Genomic DNA, 24,369 nt, shown 5'->3' on the forward strand with positions numbered 1-24,369 from the left:
AATTCACCTGGGCATTCCTGCGCTCACGTACAAACTATGTACGCTCCGCTCCTCATGGCCTAGCTTCATCCAAATTTCTCAGTACTAAAAAGCGGCCATTCTGAAATTGGACTAAAATATTTAATTTAATGCAATTCAAAAGGTTTGACGAATTTTATTTACCGGATATGATTAAAAAATAACATAACATCTTCCATATTAATAATATTTGATTAGTATCTAATCTATATGAAATTAATATGGCAATTCAAAAGGAGAACCTTATGGACATTAGGCAATTGAAATACTTCCTGATGATTGCGGAAGAAGGCCAGATTACCTCGGCCGCCAAAAAACTGCAAATGGCTCAACCCCCGCTCAGCCAGCAGCTTAAGCTGTTGGAGGAGGAGCTTGGCGTAAAGCTGGTAGAGCGCGGTGCACGCAGTATCCGACTCACGGACGCCGGGGAGATGCTGCGCCGCAGAGCGCAGCAAATTGTAGATTTAACAGATTCGACGTCAAGAGAGGTCAGTGACTTTGCCAAAGGATTGAAGGGAACATTGGCAATTGGAACGGTTTCCTCCTCTGGAGCAACGTTATTAAAGGATAGATTATCCGAATTTCACAAAGCTTACACCGGGATCAAATTTGAAATCCATGAGGGAAACACGTTCAGGGTCATTGAATTGCTACAGAGTGGGGTCATCGAACTGGGAATCGTCAGAACTCCCTTTCATAATGCGGGGATGGGATACAAATGTGCGGAAAACGAGCCGATGATCGCCGTGATGACCCCGGAGCTGGATTGGAGCAGCGGGCAGGATGCAATCCGAATCGAAGAGCTGCACGAGCGCCCTCTGGTCATTTACCGCCGATTCGAACAGCTGATTCGCGAGACTTGTCAGAAAGCCGGCTTCGAGCCAAACCTATTCTGTAAAAATGATGATGCACGTACCACCCTACTATGGGCCAATGCCGGCCTCGGAATCGGAATTATCCCGAAATCCGCGTTTGAGCTGGCGAACCACAGTAGTCTGATCTATAGGGAAATCGACAGTCCTTCCCTCCAGACCAGGATCGCGGCAATCTGGATTAAGGACCGTTACATGTCCTCATTGGCCAGAAAGTTCTTGGAAAATTTCAGTAAGGAATAATAAAAGAAAGGAGTGAACAGTCGGTTCACTCCTTCTCTCTCCAAATCTTTGAGGGCTTTTTTGATCTTTTCATGAGGAAAGATCAGGCGCCTCTGATTATTTATTTATAACTATTTTTTAATTAAAAAGGCAGTAGCTGCAAACTGGGCGTATGATTTGATATTGCAAAGCTCTCTGGCATCAATTTTCTCATCATCTACCATTTTAAAAACAACAACAAATCACTTTACTTTATCAATAGCCAACTTCTAAACTTTCAATACTTGTAGTAAATTCCCCGCCAAACAGCTTTTCTAAAAATAAATGACAGCTACCGAAAGTGAGTCACAGATTGAATTACAAAAAAGAACCAGCTCTTATAGCTGGTTTAATTGTGCCAATCATGAATATGAAATAAGGATTTCTAAGTCTTAAAGATAATTTGAATCTGCCAACGAATGGAATAAAAATCATGTATTTGTACCATTTTTAATAATTTATAAATTCGTTGAAATGTTCGCATCAAATTCATCTGATTTTTTAGTATCTATTTTTTCCCCATCTATTGTCACTCTTATTTCTTGTTTTTGGTTTGCTGTTACCATCCAAGCATTCGGTAAATAACGATCTTCATGGGATAATGTAGAAGGTGAATTTATAACCTTTCCTCCTAAATATAGCGTAGCAGAAGAACCTCCATCCATAGCCATTGCATTTATTGCTCCTTTTTCATATAGAATATCTTGACACTCTTTTAACGTAGCTCCTATGCTATGTGTCTGCCTACCGTCAATCACTAGAAACATTATTGTGCCATCTTCTTTTTGTGCCATAATACTTCGCGGAGCAGAGCCCCAACCACCGTCTCCTTCTGTAATCATTTTTTCTCCATTAACAATTAACTGTGGCATAAATCCTGCTGCTGAAACGACTTGTTTATCCAAAAGTTGTTGGGTAGAATAATTCCCTGTTATCATTTGTCCAAACTTTGTTAAGCCCGTAATAATTGTAGGGGTATTTTTATCTATATTTGTATCAATTTCTTTCCCATTTTCTATTACTATTCCAGTTGCAATATTTCCTCCACCCCTTCCTGTTTCATCAGCAAATCCACTTGCATTCACTGCAACAAGTGCATGATTACGTTTTGCCATTACACTAATTTTTTCTCCCCTGTTAGCTCCTTGTGTTCCTTGATGGCTAACAAGTTTAACATTGAAGGGATTGCTAATGGTAATTAACTTCCCTTCGAAAAGAAAACGACTATCTTTATTACTTTTAATTGTTTCTACATCAATTTCTAATGGCTGATTTTTTAATTCTTCTAATCTTTTTCCTGCTATTTTTTTATAAATGGCCTCATCACTATTTGACCATTTTGGATGATTAATTCTATCTTGCAGTTTATCTAGTTCCTTTTGGGATAGGAATGTATATTTCGCATATTGTGGATGCTGAGAAGTTAGTATACTTCCAGCAATTGTTACACGAAGATCTCGGCCATAGTTAGTACCAAATAATATTCCTATGCCAATAAGTATGAAAATAGAAAAAAGAAGCAAAATTCGTTTGAAGATTTTTCTTAGATGTTTCATAGGTTTCTCCTCCGGCATTAATTACATTCAATGAATCCTTTAAGATATTATTTGCCTAAAGACAAAAGTGGTTATTTCCCTCATTCCCGAGTTCCCCATTATGTCTTGGCAAGCAAAGCAAAATATTTATTCTACATTTCGTATTTATTTCAGTGTATATTTACAAATTTAATAACGTTTTTGCAACCATGAAATAAATTACTAATCCTGTTCCGTCAACAAATGTTGTAATAAATGGACCAGAAACGACTGCAGGATCTAATTTTAATTTTCTCAGAATCAAAGGTAAAACAGCTGCAACAAGAGAGGCCCAAATAACAATAAATAATAAAGTGATTGCTACAACTTGTGCAACTTCTGTTCCAACTCCTAACATATAAGCACGAGTGAGCCCAGCTAACCCAAGTGCAAGTCCGAGAAGCATGCCAATTGCAAATTCCTTTTTCATTACACGGAAAATGTCTTTAAATTTCACCTCTCCAATACCGATTGCACGAGTAATTGTTGCTACAACCTGTGTTCCTGTATTTCCTCCAGTACCTACTAATAACGGTACAAAGAAAGCTAGGGCAACTACTGTTTCAATTTCGTCTTCAAAATACTTTAGTACTGTACCTGTATATGCTTCAGCAACAAAAAGAAGCAATAACCATGGTAGACGTTTGAAGAAAATGCTCCAAATACTAGATTCAAAGTAAGATTGATTTAACGGTTCACTTCCGCCTAACTTTTGGATATCTTCTGTAGCTTCTGCTTCCATAACATTCATTACATCATCAAATGTTATAATACCAATCATTTCATTATTTGCTGTTGTTACGGGTAATGCTGCTAAATTATAATTCAGTAGCTTTTTTACAACTTCTTGCTGATCAACTTCAGCGTGTACTGAAATTACCTCTTGAATCATGATAGTAGATAATATCTCCTCATCTGCTGCTAGTAATAGCCCATGTATGGAAACGATTCCCTTAAGATAACCATGACTATCAAAAACATAGATATAAGATATTGATTCTACATTTTCAGAATGCTCCCTAATGTACTTCAATGTCATTTTTACTGACCAATTCCCTCTAACTGCAACAAAATCACTTGTGACAAGACTTCCTGCCGTTTCAGGTTTGAAAGCCATTAATTTTTTTACATTATGTTTTGTAATTTTATTTAAATACGCCATTAATTTAGCTTGTTTTTCCGGATGAACCGCTAGAAGTAGATCTACTGTTTCATCAATCGGTTGTAAATCTAGTAACTTTTTAGCTTTGTTTTCAGATAAGTGAATTAAGATATTATATTTTTCTTCTGTACTCAAATGTTGAAGAATTTTTGAGCTTTTTAATACAGGAATCTTATCTAGTAATATGACTTGATCTTCAATTGAAAACCGTTTTACTTCTTGCGCAACATCATACGACGGATGACGTAAAACTTTCTCTGCATCCAAATTATTTTGGGTTACAAGTAATTCATTTAATAATTTCTTCATGTTAACTCCTCCTTATATTGCTAAGGGAGACTCTAGAGTTTCATGAGTGGTTTTGAGTTATTTTATCTGTCTAAAATTTTTATTAGAGCATTAATAGTTACATTGCAATCAATTTATTATTTAGAACTACCTCCTTTTTGAATATAGACAAGATAAAAATAAATAACATTAAACAAAAAAACCTTTACTCAAAAAGGAGTAAAGGTTTTTTACAATACAAATAAATGATTATTAAGACAGCTCTGCAAAAATCCCAGAGGTGCCTTTCTATCAAATCGTATACCACTCCCTCGTTGAGTTTTAGCACTGTATAGCATAGGTTTTTATAACCAGCTACATTAAAAAGGGCCTTAATCCGACCGTTCCTGTTGACCCATTGGCGTCTCTCGACATTTTTGGGCAGCAGCGTTTCTCTATACAGGAGCCTCACCTAACAAAGATTATTGAATTACTTCAAAATTTAAACCAGAATTTAATATTTGTCAACTAACTTTCGATTCGATTCATAATACATTCTTTTTTAGAGAAATGTAATTCGACTCTATTGTAAATTTGAAATTCAACTTAAAAGATATACAATTAGTTCGAAGAAACGTTATAAAATATATGAAATTTCGTATAGAAAACTTATTGTTTATGATTTATTTGTAACTTTATAGCAGAAGTTGAATTATTAGTCATACCGTACTTCAAAAGAACATTCTTCAAAAATCTTATTTTATGATTAAAATCTTCTTTACCGTTTATCAAATTTATATGGTTAAACCACTTAATCAAATTATCCACTACAGGCCGAAAATAAGTATCTATACGAGATGATTAAATACATTTCCTTGCATTATTTCTCAAAATTCATAAAACAATAAAGAATATAAAATTAGCAATATGCTTACTTGACAAGCAAAAAAAAAATATTTATGCTGGCTACACGAAATAAATACATAAAACTTATATTGCTAAACCTGTTAGGTGAGGCTCCTATACAAACACAGGCTATTGCCCAAAAATGTCGAAAGACGCCAATGGGTAGAACAGGAATTGTCGGATTAAGGCTCTTCTTAAGATAGCTAAGTAATCAATTTCCATTACTTTACGTTGTATAGTGCCAAAGCTCTACTAGGGGGAGGAAAGCTTTATTTAGTCATGCCAATTTAAATCCCCCCTAGTATGTAACTAGGGGGGATTTTTGCGTAAGAAAACAGGGTGTAAGCTATAGAATCTTTCAAAACAAGAATACTATTTAGTAGTTGATGAGAACAAGATTCTACTCATTAGCAAATGTAATATTAAGTGTTAATGTAATCAGGAGGATATTAAAATGAAAAAAATATTAAAACTCGATTATCTATTGCTCCTCCCTCTATTCATAACATGTACTTTAGGTATTATCATGATGTATAGCGCGAGCTCCATTGTTGCTGTTCAACATTACGGTTATAACAGTAGGCATTTTGTTGATTCTCAATTAACAAAGCTATTTTTAGGAACAATAGGGTTAATAGTTTGTGCTATTCTCCCATATGAAATATGGAAAAAACGAATAGTCTCTATCTGTATTATGGTTGGGGGAATTTTTTTATTAATTATGGTTTTGTGGAAAGGAAAAGTGGTAAATAATGCTCAATCATGGATCTTTGGAATACAGCCAGCTGAATTTCTTAAATTAGGAACAATACTTGTAACAGCCCGTTTTTTTGCATTACGACAAGAACAAGCTAAAAATATTTGGAGTGGTAGCGGAAAACTTTTATTTTTTTTAGCTGCAATTTTTTTCCTAATCTATAAACAGCCAAACTTAGGATCTGCACTTTTAATATTAGGTATAGGTTTTAGCATATTTCTTTGCTCTGGAATAAATGTAAATCTATTAATTAAAAGAATTATAATCGGTTCTATTTTTTGGTTACCTTTTTTATACTTTTCACTTCAATTTAGCTTGTCAGAAGTTCAAAAGACACGTATTACTACAATTCTCAATCCCTTTGTTGATGCGCAAGGAAAAGGATATCAGCTTGTAAATTCTTTTATTGCCATTGGCTCTGGAGGAATTACTGGACGTGGATTCGGAAATAGCATTCAAAAAACCGGTTATCTTCCAGAACCACATACTGATTTTATAATGGCAATAGTTTCTGAAGAACTAGGGTTTATTGGTGTATTTATTATATTGGCAGGGGTTTTGACTATCGTTCTTCGTTCCTTAAAAATTGCACAACTATGTGTAGATCCATTCGGAAGTTTTATAGCAATTGGTATAGGATGTATGATTGGTATGCAATCCATTGTAAATTTAGGTGGTATTACGGGACTATTTCCTCTTACTGGTACCCCATTTCCATTTGTTAGTTTTGGTGGGAGTTCTTTAATGGTCAATTTAATAGCAATAGGAATATTGCTTAATATATCAATTTTCAATAAAAATAAGTGTAATAATTATAATATATAATTATTACATAAAAAGAGATTTCATAAGTTTTGGAGTCTCTATCCAAATTACTTGCCAATTTGTAAACATGTGTACGTATATCATATTAGTATTATATCCCCCTTCTATCTGTTCGTTAAATGATAATTTAACGAACAGATAAAGATTGTAAGCTAATCTTTTCCCCTACTTGTACAATGTACAAAGACATGAAACTATGAACTATTTAGACAAGAAAGTCTAAACCTAAATTTTATAGATTTACAGAACTAACCCCATTTAATCTTGTGTAAGATGCTGTTTTATACGACTTAAATCCCAACATAGAACGCACACGTTTCTTGATAAAACGATAATCTTGTTCCACTATATTATTGAGATATCTAACTTGCCTTAGTTGTTTTCCTTTAGGCATATGTTTCTCTTCTTTCAACTCTTGCATCGCTACAGGATAGGCAGGGTTCTTATCTACTTTTATTAAAAATATCGCATGTTTTAAATACAATATAATACAAAGGAGATCATTTTGTACAAACACTAGCAGATGATAGAGTCCATGTAACCTTTGATAATAAAAAAATAATTGATCGCTGGTATGATTCCGCTGGAAAAATTGACAGAGCATTACTTACAAAAGTAACTAAAGGACAAAATTCTATTCAGACGGATTTTTAGGAAAATACGGGAAATGCAGTCATTTTTTCTGACATTGTTCCGTTTGATTACTGGTTAGCTTATTATTATCCAAACAAAAATTTAGAATGGACTCTTGCTGATGCAAAGGTAATTACGCCAAACGGAACTCTGTTTGAAGATAGTGGAATGGGATCTCCCACTTCAAAAGTACCAAATGATAATTTTCCAACTCGATATAATAAAAATAAAAAACAGCTCAATGTTTTAAATTTGAGCTGTTTTTATGTTTTTCTTGAACTTTAATAGTTTTAAATTGTGTTGTTTCTGGGGTTTTAAAATTCACATTGTCTATTGTACTGCATATTTTTAAAGATCTCGGTAGTTGTTGGGTTGACTTGCTGCAGATGAAGAAATTGGTGCAGTTGATAATAATATGACTTTATAAGTCAATAAACTCAAATTTAAATTCAGAAAATTAAATTATTAATTAGTATATATATGCTTAAAGCAAGACCTAGTATCAACTCAATGCTAGCCAATACCCAGGATTTATTTAACTTAAAGTCCCTTATACCTCTAAATATAAACATAGTCCCTAATAATAAATAGGTTATGTACAAATATTGGCTAATTCTAAAAGTTATAAGAGCGGATAATACAATTAAAACAGTAAATATAATATCTGGCACCTGGAACTTTATGAATTTCTCCTCACTATTTTTTAACATTTTATACCTCCTTAATATAAAAATGATTTAGTTTTACATATTTATTACATAATTGTGGCACCGTTTTTAATACCTAATATTGATAGATATTTAATATGAAAATTTACTATAAAAACAGATATCGCAGACTATATTCTAACATATATAGAAATATTTTTAAATTAATATTTGATAATTTTAAATATACAGCACATTAAAAATATCGCTTGATTTAAACGTGATATAACACAAAAGGGATAAAGATGAATAATTGTAATTTTATGTATTATTTAACTTCATAAATACATAGACCTTTTGAATCATATATGAATTGTTAGGAAAAAGTTTTTCTTCAAGATAATGTAATTCCCGTAATCAATTCTAATCAATATATTTATATGAACGAATTATCAAGAATGATGTTATAAGTCATTAGGTAATAATGGGAGCAACTTCTATATTAAGTGGTGTGGAAGCCATACACATAATAAAAAAGGGACAAATTGATTTACAGAATCAATTTGTCCTAAATTAGAAAGAGTGTGCATCCATCGAGTGTTTGGACTTATAGCATAAATTACAATTCCGTTAGGAATCTACTATCATCCATCTACTTCATATTTGCACCAGAACCATATTTTTTATAATTGCCATTTTTTAATTCTAGGTTAATCTTTTGACAAATAATCTCTACAACAATCATAATTAATGTTCTTAAAAATATTAATTATTAAGATCCTACATTAATATTATAGTTTAAACTCCACTTATGATGTCCATTTGCATTACTTAAATCAATAGTTGCACTCGGCCCGAATTTAAATGAATAATTAGGTTGCCCCCAACCATGTACGAAACCAGAGCTGATATTAATTTTTGAATCTTTATATTGGATAGGTATGGAAATTTTTTGAGAAGTGTAAACACCTCTGGCAGTAGAATTATTTATTTCTGGTATTTTCCATTGGGTTCCATATATACTTGAACGATCCGCTTTTAAAGTTTGCTCAAATTCATCACCAGCAAACCAAGATTGACGAGCTGAATCCGTATTATCTAAAGCTTTGGCTTTATCTCCCCACGCAATTCCAAGTGTATCATTCCCTCGAATACGGGGCATTTCGTTCCAAAATTGACTTGAAAATACCTGATAAACGTAATTAGAACCTTGTTCCCCCTGATATATGGCCATTAAATTAAAAGTTTGGCCTTGGTCCGTCACCATTGAAGGTGGATCCATATATTGGATAGCATTACTCTTTTTAAAATTTCTATTTAAAATTTCATTTATATCTTCTGTCTCTATGTTTTTTATTGATTCTTTATTATGATCACCAATAATATATTTATTTCCTTTTAAATTTGTATATTCATGCTCTTTTTTTAAAAATTCTAAAGAGGCCTTCTTCCCTCCCGCTTTTGCTATGTCCTTTTTTAACTGGCCGTTCATTTTTGAAATCTCATCTTGTGAGAATCCCATCTCATTTAAAATATGCTCAATTTGCTCAACTTTCAAATTTTCTAAAGATTCTACCCCTTTAATTCTACCATCGTGAGTTTTTACAATTTCGAATTTCTCATTTGAATTAGGTAAATTAACTTCTGCAGATGCAGGATTGGTGAAAACTAAACCTATCCCTATTCCCATTACCATCATAGAACTTAATGTTTTTTTCATAAGTTTCCCTCCTGATATATAGCCTCAAAATTATTATAAAGAAATAGACATCATCTTAAGTGTTTTAAATTAACTTTAAGATATTTGGATAAAGACTCTTAAATCATCGCAAACTATTTAGGCGTGAAAATCATTAATTAATTTTAGACGGTAATAAACACAGCCTCCATAATTAAAGATGAAAGCCGTGTTTATACTAGTAAAAAAAGAAACTTGGATTATATTAACTATTTGGTAAAGCGATTTTATAAACAGAACCTGTCATTTCTCCTCCAAGCTGTTGGCTTCTTGCTTCATCTTTATATAAACGTGTAATAGTAAATTGTAACCAATTTGTAGTTAAAGGATTTGCTTCATATAATTCATATTCATAGTAATAAATATCAAGTAAACCTGCCTTTGTGCCTCCCATAGCAAGTATTATGGCTGCAACTGGACATTTGGTTACTGCAGAAATACCCGCAGCTGTTACTGCTACAGAGTCTCTTAATGGTCTTGTACTGCCATACAATTTACCCATATATGTAAACTCCTGCCCTCCTCGATTATACTGAGGACCCTTGTCCAATCCATTAAGTGTACGGGGTTGTCCTTGTAACATACTATTCATATTCAAGTCTTCGATTAATTCACCATCGATAGTTAATTTGTTAGTTATTTTATTAAACTTAACAATACTATCCTTTCCGTTTTCCTGAACTTTAATAGTTCTAAATTCTGTTGTTTCTAACACATTAAAATTCACATTTCCTAATGTACTTTCTTGGATTATGTTTTCTTGAATATCTTGGTAGTTGGTAGATTGAATTGCTGCCGAAGAAGAAATAGGTGCAGCCGATAATAACATGATAGCCGCTAACGAACTAGTTACAATTTTTTTATTCATAATACCCTCCGATTATTCTGTATTTTTACACTAAACATATTATTCAGTGTATTCGATGTAAATTATATACACGTGAACTAAAAATTGTAAATATATTTTTGAAAATTAAATCATTTACGACTACATATACACTCAAAACAAAACCAAATAATAATTAACTAGTAATTACTAGAAAAGGCTTCTTTAACTTCAAGTCTCTTATTCCTCTATACCCAAACATGATGTCTAGTAAAAAATAAGTTATATGCAAATATTCACTAAATCAACAAGTTAACAAGAGCTGATAATAAAATAAGAACCACAAATATAATGTCTTAAATTTTGTATACATCAATTTTTTCATCTCTAGTTTTAAACATACGTATAACTTCTAGAATAAAAAAATTAATTAATTTAGATTTAATTATTACATAGCAATATCAAGACGATTAACTTCTAACTTTTTGATCATCTATTAAATTAGCAATATATGAAATCCCCTTTTAAAACCCTAAAACTTTCTAAAATTTTACAAAATTCGAAATAAAATATGTAAATATTTAGAAAAGTATGCTATGTTATAAACATTGTTGCTTTATGGAAAAAATACACAGGAGGAATTTGAATGAAAATAAAGTACTTATTATCATCTGTGGCTGCAATTTTTATAAGTTTATCTCTAAACCAACCTAGCAATACGTACGCTGCAGAAACAGATACCCACACCATTTCGAAACAAGAAGCACAAAGTAAAGCTGAAAAATATCTTAAAGGAGTGAGTAAACAACCCAACTCAAAGTGGCAAGATACTCATTTTAGTGAAAGTAAAACACTGTACGATCTAGAAGGACATGTTACTGGATACTTATTTCAAGTACAAAAAAATAATGAAGATCTCGGTTACATCATTACGGATAGTAAGAACGATAGTTCTTCTATCTTAGAATCTACTAGAGAAGGTTCTAATCCTTACAAAAATATTGAAGAAGGAAAAGCTATATATACTGGACCACTTTATCATCTAAAAAAAGAAAAAGACAAGGTACTCAATATCCATACTGATCAAGCCATAGATATAGATCAGGCGAAAAGTATGCAAATAGATAAAGAAAAACAACATCAACTTCAACCTCACACATACAATGCACCCCAGATGAAATTAAACTCACAAGAACCGGATTATAAAGAACACAATATTAGTAATGTGCCTGATTACACCTGGTATCATGGCTGTTCTCCAACAGCAATTGCAAACCTAGTGGCTTATTGGGGACAAAATGGATACAATAATTTATTTCGAAGTAATGAAAATTCTAATCAATTAATTGATAATTTAGGAGCCGCAATGGGTACAGATTCAGCTGGTGGCACTTTTGAATCTAGAATGAAGCCAGGGCTTGAACAGTATTTTCAGAGTCGCGGGTATAATCCTGTAATTGTGTATGATGAGAAACCTACTTATGAAAAATACATAAAAGAAATTGATTCGGATAGACCGATAATAATAAACACCCTTGCGGAACCTTATTATGGGAATCATACAATGACTGGAATCGGTTATATGCAACTATATCTTCCTGAATCAAATGAAAACTTTCGTGACATAGTAGTGCACGATACATGGAGTGATTCACCAACAGATGCATATGTAAATTATGATAAATCTGCAAAATATTTTACTAGTTATATTACTGTTACACCATTTTCTTTACTTGATGTTCCTAAAAATCATTGGGCTTATAACGAAATTACTTATATGATTCAGAAGAAATTTATGAGTGGGTATGGAAATGGTTATTTTGGTCCAACTGATAATATTACGAGAGAACAATTAGCAGCTGTTCTGTATAGATATCTAAAACCACAAGATACAACTAATAATCCGTTTACTGACATAAATGATACTCCTTTTAAAAAGGAGATTTTAGCATTAACAAAGATGGGGATATTTAGTGTAAATCCAGAAAAAAAATTCAACCCCAAAAATACAACAACAAGAGCTGAAATAGCATCTGTATTAACAAAATCATTTGATTTGGAAGTAAAGGCTCCCTACGAATTTGATGATATGAAAGGGCATTGGGCAAATGAATATGTAAAGGCTCTTTATAGTAACGGGATAGCTAGTGGTACAGGTGGTAAAAATTTCAGTCCTTACGCTTCTGTCACAAGAGAACAAATGGCTATGTTTTTATATAGAGCAATCAACCTAAATCCTAATTTTATGCCAAATCCTATTTAAGCTCAAATAGAAGAAATTCAGTATTTGCAATGAAATGAAAGTAAACTAATAGCCAAAAGTTTACTTTCATCTTTTTTATTATTACTGGCTAAGTAGTTTAGAGTTTCTTGTCCTATGTTCAAAAGGTTCAGACTTTCATGTCCCGTTATTGAGACATGAAAGTCCCTACAAAATTTATGATAATGACTATTTATCAACGATTGTTCATGAGATTTTAGTTTAGACTTTTATGTCGTTGTACAACAAGGACATGAAAATGGATACTTTTTAGACATGAAAGTAGATACTTCATGAATGTCTTTTGTTACTTATGTAGAATAAAAATTTAGTTGAACTTCACATTTAATTAGGTTTTACTGAGAACTAAACAAGAGAGTATGGCTCTCTTGTTATACTATTTACTATTTAGTTTTGTTTCAAATTCAGTTAAATGAGTTGAAGCGTTATTAAACTTTTGTTCAGAAATTTCAATGGATTTTCGTGCTTCTTTCATTCTGTCTTCCATTGGAGCTACACCTCGTATTCCTTGCAATATAGCATTTGCTGCATTTTCTCTATAATTTGCCGCAGCACCAAACTCTTCTCTAAATTTATTTATTTTCTCTTTTAAAGTTGGGTCATTTATTTTATCAGAGGCATTAAAGTTAATATTCTCTTTTGATAATTCCCTGTATTTGGTAGATACAAGCTCCATCTGTTCTTGTAAAGTATTTTGGTTTACAGTTGCTGGAGTTTCCCCCTCTTTGTTGAAAACTGATTTTACTTCTTGATTCCATATATCATTAAACTCTTTTATCATGGAATCAATTTTAGGTTTAATTTCATTTTTGTATGTAACAGCATCCGTATTTGAAGAAGATTGAGGCTGTTCTTGTTTAGTTGTAGTCCCTGTATAATGCTGATCTATATTAAATCTAATTTTATATTTTCGAGTTTTTGCAATTGTCATTTCTGGGCTTTGTCTATGGATTTCAAAAGTAAAATCAACCCAGTTTATAGCTTCAAAATTTGAGTCGTTAGCCTCATAAATAACCCTATTCTCCTGTGCAAGTTCGGGTGTACCCTCTTGTGGACTCTCTATTTTCATAGTTGGATTTAACAAAACACTTTTCATAGGTTTATCTGGTGTTATTTGATGCCCTTGATCAGTTGTGGCCTGCATCTTATTAGTCTTAAGAATAAAAGTGGAATTTGATGTGTTCTCAATTGTAAAGGCTATACTAATAGAGCCAACATCCTTCTCATTATAAACGCCTTTCTTATTACTTAAAAATAGTTGGTTCATTGATACTTTAAGTCCGTCAAAGTTATCTTCGAATTTTGCATTATCATAAATTATGAAATGCTCATTATTTGTGGCATTATGACCATTAGGACTATATCTATAGGAACCCGCATTAATAGTTGTATTTATTTCTTTTACCGGTACATCTCCTTTTGTATCTTTTTTCTGTTTGTCGTTTGTTTTTTTTGTGCTCTCTTGCTTTGATTTTTCCGCTGTGCTAGCAGTATCATTAGATTCACACGCTGTCATCCCCATAAATAAAGTACTACATGTTAGAGCTACTAATAATTTCTTATTCAAAATTCAATTCCTCCAAATATTCAAATGTAATATTTATCAATTATAACAAATTTAGTTGCCTGTTTTGCTATTTTTAAAAAGTACCCACTTTGGTGTCTTAGTTTAAAAAAGTACCCATTTTCTTGTCTTGATATGTGGACAAGAAAATGGGTACTAAATGAACTGTATCCGTTAATAGTTAAGCATTTTACACTATACAATTAGTTCCTACTTTCATGTCTTTTTACATGTACAAAGACATGAAAGTCTAAACCTTCATTTTTAGGACTTGCTTGGGCCAAGAAAATCCAAATTAAAATTTTATAGATTTACAGAACTAAATACATGTAATCTTGCGTGAACGTATAGGTTTAAATACTACGTTACTTTTATTTGTAAAAAAGGCATCCTAAGATGCCTATCTATTCGGTAACAAATTTAAATACATAGTACATAAAAAATAAACAAGATAGATAGGTTAGCCTGCCAGCAATTGATTCTCTCATAAATAGAACATAAAATAAAAGACCTTGCTACACAAAATAGCAAGGTCTAGATATAGTAAAATGAGCACCTTTGATATTTATAGGTACTTTTATTTAAATTCATTTCCACAAAATAACATGTAAAGAAACTAAAAAAGCAAAAAGGACACTTTTTTAGTTTTACTAGCTTCCAAGCACAAATTTGAAAAAAGATTTCAAGCTATCCTTCACTCTCTTTAAATTTTCCTCTTAAATTCTTCTCAAAGATAACCCTATTATCCTCCATTTTATTATAAGTTTGAAATAAAGCTTCTCTTTTCTTTTTTCTTACCCTTGGTTCTGGAGGGTAACATGACGGACATTTTGCAGCCCCTTCATGTCTATCTTTGACCATTGCTTTATATTCATGTCCACACTTACCACAAACCCACCATGCTCTTTCGTTACATCTGGTAGATGTCTCCTCAGGTGTTGTTACACCATATACTTCTTTATTCTTTGTAGGATGCCATTCTTTTGCTATTTCTGGGTTATGAAGAGCAATTGACTGTTGATACTTTTCACACCGGATGATGGTTGGAAAATTAGTAAATCATAAAAAAACGGTCTAGAATTCTAGGCCGCTTTTTAGTGCCCTCAATCTTCTTCTTCGAAATCACGTAGACTAGCAAGCAATTCTGTAAATGTTGAGCAAACAGGATATATCGCTTCCTCTATGTCTTCTTCCTCATGATCCCAGAATACGATTTTTGGTGAATCAGTGTTGTTTCGATAATCAAAGCATAGAAGATTGCCGGATGGATCTCTAGCAAAAGGATATATTTTGTCAGGTAATCTATCTTTCGTAGTATTATTTGTTTTTAGAATGGAATATTTTCTATCAGAATCTAAGGTTAATAGATTATTAAGTGAATTTTCATCTTGATCTGGAATATTAAATGTATCTGGCGTTGGATATCCACCATCATATTTTTGTACACACTCAATAAAATCATTAGGAAATTTAATATTAAAGTATTGTTCTAATTATTTTATTTGGCCATCTGTTACTCTTTTTTCACTTACATTAATCCATGTAATGTGATTCATGACCAAGTACCTCCCTATTTATCGTTATCTTTACCCCAAATTTTATATCCACCTGTATGACCAGTATCATGATGAGTCTAATAATCTACAATTTGCATCCTTCCAGTGTCTTGATGATGATGCCATGTATAATGCTCTGGAATTTTTCTATTTTAAATAATTGAATTTCTTCATTCGTAAATTATAAAGCCAATTCAGTCTTTTCATAGTCTATTAGTTTAGAATTTTGAAAAGATTTTAGTTTACTATAATCTAAATATGTATACTATATTTCTTGTTTTGTCATAATTTATTATAGTTTGATATGCTGTTTTTTATTATGTAAATTTCAAATAAAGCTTGTATGCTTTTTGATGTATTCCGTGATATATGTCAGCCCGAACTCTCTAGCATTCTCATAGGCATACCAAATTCCAAATGAAGTCTTTGTATTTATAATACTGGGATCCTTACCTCTCATTTCTTTCTTTACACTTTTCTCAACTTAAATAAAACGCTCTTAAAATTACCTGTTATCTTTCCCTCTATTTTCTATATTATATATATAAACCCTTTTTTTGTAATTACAATGAATTTTTCCCGGAACGGACCCGAAAAAATGACCTCTCAAATCAGCCCGTAAACAACATTACTATCTAATGTAATGCATTTATACCTGATTGTTAAAAAGTCTCTTGGAAATAAAAATAGGCCCATTAGAACGTTTTTATATTTTTTAGGGGTCTATTCTCACTAGGATTTCTATTATTCTATGTCTTCTTTTACTTCTGCGGATAAAATTTCTTCAGCAAACTTCTTGTAGCCATTATATCCTTTCTTTGCAGCCTTTTTCTTTATTGCTTCTACTACCTTTTCATCAAGATATAGACTTAAATGTTGCTTTTTTTCTTTCGACTCCTCTTTTGATCTATTTTCAATTCTTTCTTTGAAAATTTCCAGATCGTTTTTTAAGTACAATCGTTCAGTAGATTTCCCTTTAGCAATCTCTTTAAAGGGTAATATCCCATCTTTAGCTGCATTATGAACGTAAGTCTTAGATTTATTTAGAAATTCAGCCGCTTCTTTTAATGTTAAAGAGTCTTTGTATAATTCCTCTAACCTTTTTACATCTTCTTGCTCAAAACGATATCCACCATCTGCTTTCCAGGTATCCAGATTGATAGGTTCGATGTGTGTATACTTAATTAAATAGCCTAATTGATTTTTTGTTAAACCTACCCTATCGCATACCTCTTCTAAAGATAAATAGTCCATTTCTCACCTCATCCGAAACTTTCATTCTAGCTGTTGTTTACATTTTCTTAGTTGATACTTTGTTAAACCTGTTTCTTTTACTACATCTGTGATTGAGTACTCCTTATACTGCAGATACTTAAATGGATTTTCCATATAACGTTCTCGTACCTTATTAAATGTACTCTTTTTCGATAAAGAATTCCATTTCTCTCCTTTCTCTCGGATTGAATCGAAAATGGGACAACCTTTGCATTGTTTGTAGTTTCTTTGTTTTGCCTGTTCTTGCTCATCTGTACAATTCACTGATAGGTTGTTCAGAGGGCAAATTGAACAATGGGTATCTTCTAAATTATAGATTTCATGTAAAATTTTCCGACGAAGATTAGTCAAAAAAATCTCCTCCTACCGCACTTGGATTGAAATGTACAAAAAAACAAATTAAACATTTCCATTATACATAATCTAAACAGAAACGTTAAATATTAAGGTAAATATATATATTTAAACATTTCATTTTATACCACAATAAATAACGCATTTATTGTGGTATAATTAGAATCATAAAAATTTATATAAAAAACATTTGATTAATATTTCATTCTACTAAAGGTTGTGTTTAAATTTGAATATTATAAATTACGAACATAGTAACCAACTTTTAAAATCAAAATCAGATTTTTTTGATAGCAGTCATTTTGAAAAAATTATGGGTATGGGCATCAGAAATATTGACTATTCTAAATTAAGTGAAGAATCATTGGTTTATTTATTTCTACACGATGAACCTTCTTTAACGAAAAAAAGAAGTGAACGAACAAAAAAGATTTATCTGCATGATCTGTCTCATTTTCTTCGCTACATAAAAGAAACAATCGGAACTATTCACGATTTATCGCATAATGAGATGGAAATCTACTTCTATCAACTAAGTAAGAAGTATGCTGCCACTACATTACGTCGAAAGAAAACGGTAGTCCAGCAGTTTCTAAAATACGTTTATGATAACAATGGTCTCTCAGATGACTATAGTAGTCGTCTCAAAAAAGTATCTGTAAAAAAAGAAGAGCTGGTCAATCGTGACCTCTTTCCTGAAGAAGTAAATGAAATACTAGATGCACTGAAGAAAACAAATTTCTTTATGTATACATTGTTTTTCCTTCTTACGACTACTGGACTCCGGATTGAGGAAGTTGCAAACGCAAAATGGGCAGATCTTGTATTCCATTCCTCATTAAATGCTTATCTCTTGCGTGTAGTTGGGAAAGGAAATAAAGCCAGGGAAGTTCGTATTTTTGAAGATGTACTCGACGATATCTGTCGCCTTCGTCAATTGCGGAAACAAACAAGTGAATTGGACGCCTCTAGTACATCGGCTTTTCTACCTAAAGCCGATGGCTCTTACTATAGGGCCGACTACTTATCAAAATATGTAGCAGAAAAGATTGAAGAAACAAACTTACCATTTTTACGTTACCGAAAGGATAGAATTACCCCCCATACCTGCAGACATTTCTTTGCGAATCATTTGATGGGAAAAGGTGTCGAACTTAAGAAAATACGTGACTATCTAGGACACGAATCTATTATGACGACGGAACGCTATTTAAGGGAACGTACAAGACGTCAAAACTTGGCCACAATAGATATAGGAAATTCATTGTTTTAGTAAACATATATAATAGGAAGATTCTCGATTTGATGTATCGATTTCTTCCTGTTTTTTCGCGTATAGAATTATTAATGGCTTTCTATTATCACAACATCAAGACTAACTATTACAAATAAAAATAATTTATGACTTATTATAAGTCATAAGGATGCAATTTAACTTTTCTGTTTTACACTGACGTTATAAATCAGAAAGGAAATGTGATGATATGTCTCAACTAAGTAAGCGACTTGCTGAGTTGAGAAAAAAACAGGGATATACTCAATTCGATGTAGCATATCGCCTGAATATCGCACGTACCACATATGCCAATTGGGAATATGGAAAAACTGACCCAGACGTAGATTCAATCATGAGTATTGCAGACTTATACAATGTATCCATTGATGAATTATTTGGACGAAACGCACCTCTAGAAAGTAAATTAGAATCAATTAAAGTAGCAGTGTCAGATCTATCCCCTTAAAAACAACAGGAAGTTTTTGATGTTCTTATTGATTATACTAATTTCATTAAAAAACATTTCACTAAATGAATTTAAGGTTTTCATATAGCACCTTTTATATGACTTGTGAACTTTTATTGCATTTGAATTTATATATAACGAAAGCATGATTTATAATGTTAGAATGATTGTGATATGAAAGATTGCTGATATATTTGTTATTGTGAAAGTAATGTTAGTAAAGTTATGGTGGTTCAAGTTGAAGAAAAAAGACATCTTATCGTTAAAGATGTCTTTTTTCTTTTTGTGGATGAATATATATAATTAGGTTAAATAAAATTTTTAATGTAATTAGCTATGTCACTAGAAAACAATGCCATAAATGTAACGATTATATACATAGGTAATAAAGATTTTGCTTTTTTTCTCTCATCTGCTTGTTTTTTATGAAGAGTGATATTGTAAAGAGATATAAATATAGTTCCGATAAAGACAAATACCAGAATTATTTTCTGAAGTAAGAAAGATTGTTCTTCAGCCATTTGTATGAGAGTTCTAACGTCAGCTTTTAATATTATGTTCAATACAACCATTAAATATAGAACTATTAATGTTAATTGAAGAAAATTTCTTTTTCGCATTTTCTTGTTTCGCTTCATAGTGTTCCCCTCTTTTAAATAAACCATATTAAATTGTGTCGTGAAACACTTTTAATATGGTTTATTTTGATAACATAGTTTAATAATGGTTTAATGCTAAGTAAAATGATCTTACTTCACTAAGTGTTGCTGAATCTCCTTAATTAAAAGTGCAGCCCCTTCAGGACTAAGAACAATTTGTCCATTACCTAATGAAATATTTTTTTCTGAAATATCACTAGTTATTGTACAAGCATCATATGACTTGTATTTTTGTAATATTATCATCTCACCGTCAACAAATATTTCTATAGGATCTTTTTCTGCAATTCCTAATGTTCTTCTTAACTCTTTGGGAAGAACAATACGTCCTAATCCATCTATTTTACGTGTCACACCTGTTGATTTCATATTATACCACCCTTTTATTTATTTTTTAAATGATCCAATTCTTTTAATAAATTTTCATGTTAGCTATAAATCATATATGAACAGATGGACTAAATGATGTATGCTTAGTATCATTTGCGTTTAATACTACAATTTTATCTACAAGATTAATAGCTTTATCCAACGAAATATTTTTTTCATAACATTTATAGCCTAGTTCCAAAGTTAAAACCGTAGCCTCACTTAACAGATATTGTTTTTGAATTTCATCAATTTCTTTCCCTGTTTTACGAAGATTTATATACGGTTCTATCGACATATTTTTATTCTCCTCTCACTACAATTATATATCTAAATTGCTATTATCATCTTTTATTTCGTTTTCTCTTTCTTTAGCCTCTAACATAAATTTAGCGTAAATCATTATCTTTTCTAGTTCATCTTTCTTCGCATTATAATCTTTGATATAACGTTCTTTTCTTCCTGGACTCATATATTTATTTTTTTTCATTTCGTTTATTGTTTCTATATTTAAGATTTTTTCTTTTCCTTTTAGCTCATGTATGAGTTTTAAATTTATAGCTATGCCGATGCTCCATAGGGTTAAACCGATAATGAAAGAAAGTAATAGATATACTGAGAGAGAATTATTAATGAACATGAAATAGAGAAAATAAATAATTGAGATTACCCACAAAAATGGATTGTAGTATTTTTGTATATTTTTATATTTTTATTTCGTGTTGCTTTTTTCTCATTTCAAGAGTCTCTAACATGTATAATCTCCTTTTAAATAGTTTACAAAGGTCCATTTGCTAAATGCTCGTTTTTCATAAGTTACCTTACTATGCTAGTACGCCACAATTTCGCCTAACAACGTATTAAATTTATTTATGGCCTAATCACTTTAACAATAGCAAACACCAGAAATAATCAAATAAACTTAAAACTATTACATGCAACGAGACCCCTGTATACTGACTAAATATTTCAGTGAATTTGTTATAAGTGACTTCGAATTTATTCTTAAAAATAAGTAAAATTACAGAACTAATTAAACATATAATTGCGCCGGTTAATCTTATGATGTCGGGAGTATAAAGCTGGTTAGTTTTTAGCCATAAGACAATACTCATCACTATGACAGTTGTAGAAAAGATGAGGATAAACATGATAAGAGATAAAATTCCGATAGTCACAGCATCTTCATTTTATAGTAATAGTTCTTATGCATCAATATCAAAAACCTTGTATATAAATTTACAGAAATTAATTAAGGTTATTATATAACTATGAATAAGTTAGAGGGTGTTCAATATGACTAAAAAGAAACAGTTTGAACTACCTCCACATTCACTTCGTTTAGAATTGGGGGATTCCTTACGGTTAGAAGCCTTATCGCTTCATTCTTTAAATTAATACTTGCGTTAATATCCCTATCATGATGTGTACGATAAGAAGGGCAGTCCCATTTACGTAGATTCAGATTTTTAACATTTATAATTTGCTTAATTGTAAATAAAGCCTATGTATATGTGAAAGAAGAGCCGTCCTGTCGGGCGGCTCTTCTCATTTTAATATTTAATTTTGCTATTCAAATAGTTTATCCATTAAATCTTGGACTTCACGTCTTTTTTTATCTGTTCCATTCTTATCGATTGTATACTTATCATCCTCAATAATAAGAACGTCACCTTCTTTTGCAGTAGAAGGGAGTTTCGATTTAGGTACATCAATTGTGGAGTTATTAATTTCAATAACTGCTAGTTCTCCCTCAAAACGGTCAATAATACCTCTTTTCATAATTATCTCTCCGTTCTTACAGAAATATTCGAACCATCGCTGTTAACAACTACTGTTCCATTTAAATCAGTTCTATAGACCGTAACAGACATTGCAGATAACTTAGCTAAAGTTTCTTGTGTTGGATGTCCATATCGGTTACCTGCACCGGCACTGATTACAGCAATGCTTGGCTTAACTGCATCTAAAAATGGTTGAGAAGAAGAAGTCTTACTTCCATGATGACCAGGTTTTAATACATCAGATTTTAGGTTAGAACCATGCGCTGCAACCATATCTTTTTCACTTTTTGTCTCAGCGTCGCCAGTAAATAAGAATGATTTGCTACCATGCGTTACTTTTAACACAGCACTCCATTCGTTTAAGTCGTCACCATATTCTTTAACAGGAGCTAAGAATTGTGAGTTTAAACCATTGATTGGTAAAGTCACACCAGTTTTTGCTTCTTTAATTGTTAATCCTTTGTTAGCTACTGCAGTTAAAAAGTCTTTATACGTTTGTGTCGTATGACTTACTTTAGGAGCGTAAACATTTTTTACATTCATAGAATAAAGGACCTCATCTAACCCGCCTACATGATCGGCATCAGGATGAGTAGCAATCATATAATCAATTGTGTTGAATCCTAATCCTTTTAGATAATTCACCACTACTTTACCTTTTCCATTGTTACCTGCGTCAATGAGGATTGTTTCTCCACTTGGTGACTTAATAAATGTAGCATCACCTTGTCCCACATCAATATAATGAACCTCTAAGTTACCCTGAGGCTTAGGAAGAGACGGACGGAAACTTGGTTCTAATACACGAGCCAAGAATGCAGCGAATTGTTCACGAGTTACTTTTACGTCTGGACCAAATGTACCGTCAGGGAATCCAGCAGTAATATTGTTTTGAGCTAACGTTTTGATATATTGGTAACCCCAATGAGTAGATGGAACATCAGGGAAATTGACGTCCGCACCTGTAGGCTTCAAATCAAAAGTTTTAACAAGAACTACTGCCATTTCTGCACGAGATAATGAGCGGTCAGGGAAGTAGTTTTTCTCACGTTGTACAATGTTATTATGTGCTAACTTATGTACAGAATCATAGTAATAGATACCTTTGGTTACATCAGAAAAGATATGATCATAGCTAGATGGTTTTTCTAATTTTAACGATAAATCTAGCATTAATGCCATTTGTCCGCGAGTTACATTGTCACTTGGCTTAAAATGTCCTTCTGGAGTACCATTAATAATGCCTTTTTCTGATAAATAGTTAATCTCTTTAATTGCCCAATGGCCAGCTTGGACATCAGGGAAAGATTTAGCACTTGCAAGATTAGGGATGAACAATGATAAAACCATTACAAATGCTGTTAGTAACAAGCTTAACTTCTTCAAGAATATCGCCTCACTTTATATGTTTTTTAACCTACTTAACTTTAGCATTTCTTACCAATATTTCAAAGTTTAATAGGATAATATAGAGGGTTCTGGTGCAAAAACTTCAAAATGTCTAAAAAAAGTCTTTCAGACTTGGACATACTGATACTATTACTCTAAAAAAGGATGTGATTGGTATGAAAAAGCAAAATCTATTCAAGTGGAAACATTATCAACCGGATGTTATTTTATTAACTGTGAGATGGTACCTACAGTACAACCTCAGTTTTCGTGATTTAGTCGAAATGATGGAAGAATGCGGGCTATCCCTTGCTCATACAACTATCATGCGATGGGTTCATCAATATGGTCCCGAATTAGATAAGCGAGTACGACGTCATCTTAAGTCAACCAATGATTCTTGGCGAGTCGATGAGACGTATGTGAAAGTCAAAGGTCAATGGATGTACCTATATCGTGCTGTTGATTCAAAAGGATATACAATTGATTTTCATTTAAGCAAAACAAGAAATCATAGGGCTGCAAAGCGTTTTTTCAAGAAAGCTTTGCAGTCTTTTCATGTTTCAAAGCCCTGTGTGATTACAGTGGACAAAAACCCGGCCTATCCTATAGCGACTGAAGAGTTGAAGACAGAGAAAAAGATGCCTGTGGGCATCCAAATAAGGCAGGTGAAATACCTTAATAACATTGTAGAGCAAGATCATCGTTTTATTAAAAAGAGAGTTCGTTCAATGCTAGGATTGAAATCTTTTCGTACAGCTAAATCTATTCTTTCAGGAATAGAAGCGATGCATATCATTAAAAAAGGTCAACTTATTTTACGGGACAAGTCTGTCAAAAATGAAGTGAAGTTTATTCATCAACTATTCGGAATGGCTGCATAAGAATAGATTCCATTAGGAATCTATAT

18 protein-coding genes, 7 pseudogenes and 2 riboswitches are annotated in these 24,369 nt (G+C 32.2%); of the genes and pseudogenes, 7 read left to right on the forward strand and 18 right to left on the reverse strand.

Going from position 1 to position 24,369, the window contains the following annotated elements; genetic code table 11:
* The first annotated feature begins 263 nt into the window (after positions 1-263).
* The gene (locus I6L50_RS30665; protein WP_219303964.1) at positions 264-1,133 is read left to right on the forward strand and encodes a LysR family transcriptional regulator; all 870 of its coding nucleotides are present in this window, start codon (positions 264-266) and stop codon (positions 1,131-1,133) included.
* A 476-nt stretch (positions 1,134-1,609) separates the two neighbouring features.
* Here the strand turns inward: I6L50_RS30665 and I6L50_RS30670 are convergent, their stop codons facing one another.
* Both I6L50_RS30670 and mgtE read right to left on the reverse strand, forming a co-directional pair.
* Entirely contained in the window at positions 1,610-2,707 is a 1,098-nt protein-coding gene (locus tag I6L50_RS30670; RefSeq protein ID WP_113937243.1) for a phosphodiester glycosidase family protein, read from the reverse strand.
* Positions 2,708-2,867: 160 nt separating this feature from the next.
* Positions 2,868-4,196 (reverse strand): magnesium transporter, encoded by a 1,329-nt coding sequence (gene mgtE, locus I6L50_RS30675; RefSeq protein WP_219303965.1) that lies wholly within the window; start codon positions 4,194-4,196, stop codon positions 2,868-2,870.
* Between the two features lie 277 nt (positions 4,197-4,473).
* Positions 4,474-4,641: riboswitch (M-box (ykoK) riboswitch) on the reverse strand.
* A 509-nt stretch (positions 4,642-5,150) separates the two neighbouring features.
* Positions 5,151-5,327: riboswitch (M-box (ykoK) riboswitch) on the forward strand.
* Positions 5,328-5,514: 187 nt separating this feature from the next.
* Between mgtE and I6L50_RS30680 the strand changes: the two genes are divergently transcribed.
* Complete coding sequence (locus I6L50_RS30680) at positions 5,515-6,642, forward strand: FtsW/RodA/SpoVE family cell cycle protein (protein ID WP_219303966.1); 1,128 nt, start codon at positions 5,515-5,517, stop codon at positions 6,640-6,642.
* A 232-nt stretch (positions 6,643-6,874) separates the two neighbouring features.
* On the opposite strand, the pseudogene I6L50_RS30685 reads toward I6L50_RS30680, so the two are convergent.
* Positions 6,875-7,102, reverse strand: a pseudogene (locus I6L50_RS30685) (DDE-type integrase/transposase/recombinase); the annotation flags it as partial.
* Between the two features lie 1,310 nt (positions 7,103-8,412).
* On the opposite strand from I6L50_RS30685, the pseudogene I6L50_RS30690 reads away from it, so the two are divergent.
* A pseudogene (locus tag I6L50_RS30690) lies at positions 8,413-8,540 on the forward strand (IS6 family transposase); the annotation flags it as partial.
* Positions 8,541-8,694: 154 nt separating this feature from the next.
* On the opposite strand, the gene I6L50_RS30695 reads toward I6L50_RS30690, so the two are convergent.
* Complete coding sequence (locus I6L50_RS30695; RefSeq protein WP_219303967.1) at positions 8,695-9,642, reverse strand: hypothetical protein; 948 nt, start codon at positions 9,640-9,642, stop codon at positions 8,695-8,697.
* 223 nt (positions 9,643-9,865) lie between these two features.
* A complete protein-coding gene (locus I6L50_RS30700) occupies positions 9,866-10,528 on the reverse strand; it encodes a hypothetical protein (protein ID WP_219303968.1) in 663 nt (220 codons plus the stop codon).
* 604 nt (positions 10,529-11,132) lie between these two features.
* On the opposite strand from I6L50_RS30700, the gene I6L50_RS35165 reads away from it, so the two are divergent.
* On the forward strand, positions 11,133-12,749 hold the full coding sequence (locus tag I6L50_RS35165) for an S-layer homology domain-containing protein (protein WP_257475442.1): 1,617 nt from the start codon (positions 11,133-11,135) through the stop codon (positions 12,747-12,749).
* A 394-nt stretch (positions 12,750-13,143) separates the two neighbouring features.
* Here I6L50_RS35165 and I6L50_RS30710 read toward each other — a convergent pair whose 3' ends face one another.
* From I6L50_RS30710 to I6L50_RS30735, 6 genes and pseudogenes are all read right to left on the reverse strand, one after another.
* Positions 13,144-14,334 carry a ribonuclease gene (locus I6L50_RS30710; RefSeq protein WP_219303969.1) on the reverse strand — a complete coding sequence of 397 codons (1,191 nt, stop codon included), beginning with the start codon at positions 14,332-14,334 and terminating at the stop codon, positions 13,144-13,146.
* 684 nt (positions 14,335-15,018) lie between these two features.
* Positions 15,019-15,372 carry a zinc-ribbon domain-containing protein gene (locus I6L50_RS30715; RefSeq protein WP_307897089.1) on the reverse strand — a complete coding sequence of 118 codons (354 nt, stop codon included), beginning with the start codon at positions 15,370-15,372 and terminating at the stop codon, positions 15,019-15,021.
* Between the two features lie 62 nt (positions 15,373-15,434).
* A pseudogene (locus I6L50_RS30720) lies at positions 15,435-15,887 on the reverse strand (SMI1/KNR4 family protein).
* 14 nt (positions 15,888-15,901) lie between these two features.
* Positions 15,902-16,068: pseudogene (locus tag I6L50_RS30725) on the reverse strand (HNH endonuclease); the annotation flags it as partial.
* Between the two features lie 563 nt (positions 16,069-16,631).
* A complete protein-coding gene (locus I6L50_RS30730; protein ID WP_219303970.1) occupies positions 16,632-17,141 on the reverse strand; it encodes a helix-turn-helix domain-containing protein in 510 nt (169 codons plus the stop codon).
* 21 nt (positions 17,142-17,162) lie between these two features.
* Positions 17,163-17,513 (reverse strand): transposase, encoded by a 351-nt coding sequence (locus I6L50_RS30735; protein WP_219303971.1) that lies wholly within the window; start codon positions 17,511-17,513, stop codon positions 17,163-17,165.
* Positions 17,514-17,745: 232 nt separating this feature from the next.
* Between I6L50_RS30735 and I6L50_RS30740 the strand changes: the two genes are divergently transcribed.
* On the forward strand, positions 17,746-18,789 hold the full coding sequence (locus I6L50_RS30740; protein ID WP_219303972.1) for a tyrosine-type recombinase/integrase: 1,044 nt from the start codon (positions 17,746-17,748) through the stop codon (positions 18,787-18,789).
* Between the two features lie 211 nt (positions 18,790-19,000).
* Positions 19,001-19,327 (forward strand): annotated as a pseudogene (locus I6L50_RS30745) (helix-turn-helix transcriptional regulator).
* Between the two features lie 239 nt (positions 19,328-19,566).
* On the opposite strand, the gene I6L50_RS35170 reads toward I6L50_RS30745, so the two are convergent.
* From I6L50_RS35170 to I6L50_RS30780, 7 genes and pseudogenes are all read right to left on the reverse strand, one after another.
* Positions 19,567-19,896, reverse strand: coding sequence for a hypothetical protein (locus I6L50_RS35170; RefSeq protein ID WP_257475443.1), 330 nt, complete (start codon positions 19,894-19,896; stop codon positions 19,567-19,569).
* A 111-nt stretch (positions 19,897-20,007) separates the two neighbouring features.
* Complete coding sequence (locus I6L50_RS30755) at positions 20,008-20,286, reverse strand: AbrB/MazE/SpoVT family DNA-binding domain-containing protein (RefSeq protein ID WP_219303973.1); 279 nt, start codon at positions 20,284-20,286, stop codon at positions 20,008-20,010.
* A gap of 70 nt (positions 20,287-20,356) precedes the next feature.
* Positions 20,357-20,584, reverse strand: coding sequence for a hypothetical protein (locus I6L50_RS30760; protein ID WP_088030772.1), 228 nt, complete (start codon positions 20,582-20,584; stop codon positions 20,357-20,359).
* Positions 20,585-20,608: 24 nt separating this feature from the next.
* Positions 20,609-21,041: pseudogene (locus I6L50_RS35730) on the reverse strand (hypothetical protein).
* 545 nt (positions 21,042-21,586) lie between these two features.
* Positions 21,587-21,763: pseudogene (locus I6L50_RS30770) on the reverse strand (zinc ribbon domain-containing protein); the annotation flags it as partial.
* 92 nt (positions 21,764-21,855) lie between these two features.
* The gene (locus tag I6L50_RS30775; RefSeq protein ID WP_002069688.1) at positions 21,856-22,068 is read right to left on the reverse strand and encodes a DUF3006 domain-containing protein; all 213 of its coding nucleotides are present in this window, start codon (positions 22,066-22,068) and stop codon (positions 21,856-21,858) included.
* Positions 22,069-22,070: 2 nt separating this feature from the next.
* Positions 22,071-23,456 carry an S-layer homology domain-containing protein gene (locus I6L50_RS30780; RefSeq protein WP_219303975.1) on the reverse strand — a complete coding sequence of 462 codons (1,386 nt, stop codon included), beginning with the start codon at positions 23,454-23,456 and terminating at the stop codon, positions 22,071-22,073.
* A 179-nt stretch (positions 23,457-23,635) separates the two neighbouring features.
* Here I6L50_RS30780 and I6L50_RS30785 point away from each other — a divergent pair, with 179 nt between their 5' ends.
* On the forward strand, positions 23,636-24,343 hold the full coding sequence (locus tag I6L50_RS30785; RefSeq protein WP_219303976.1) for an IS6 family transposase: 708 nt from the start codon (positions 23,636-23,638) through the stop codon (positions 24,341-24,343).
* Positions 24,344-24,369: the final 26 nt, after the last annotated feature.

The organism is Bacillus sp. FDAARGOS_1420, assembly GCF_019344915.1.
GTDB classification, from domain to species: Bacteria; Bacillota; Bacilli; order Bacillales; family Bacillaceae_G; genus Bacillus_A; species Bacillus_A mycoides.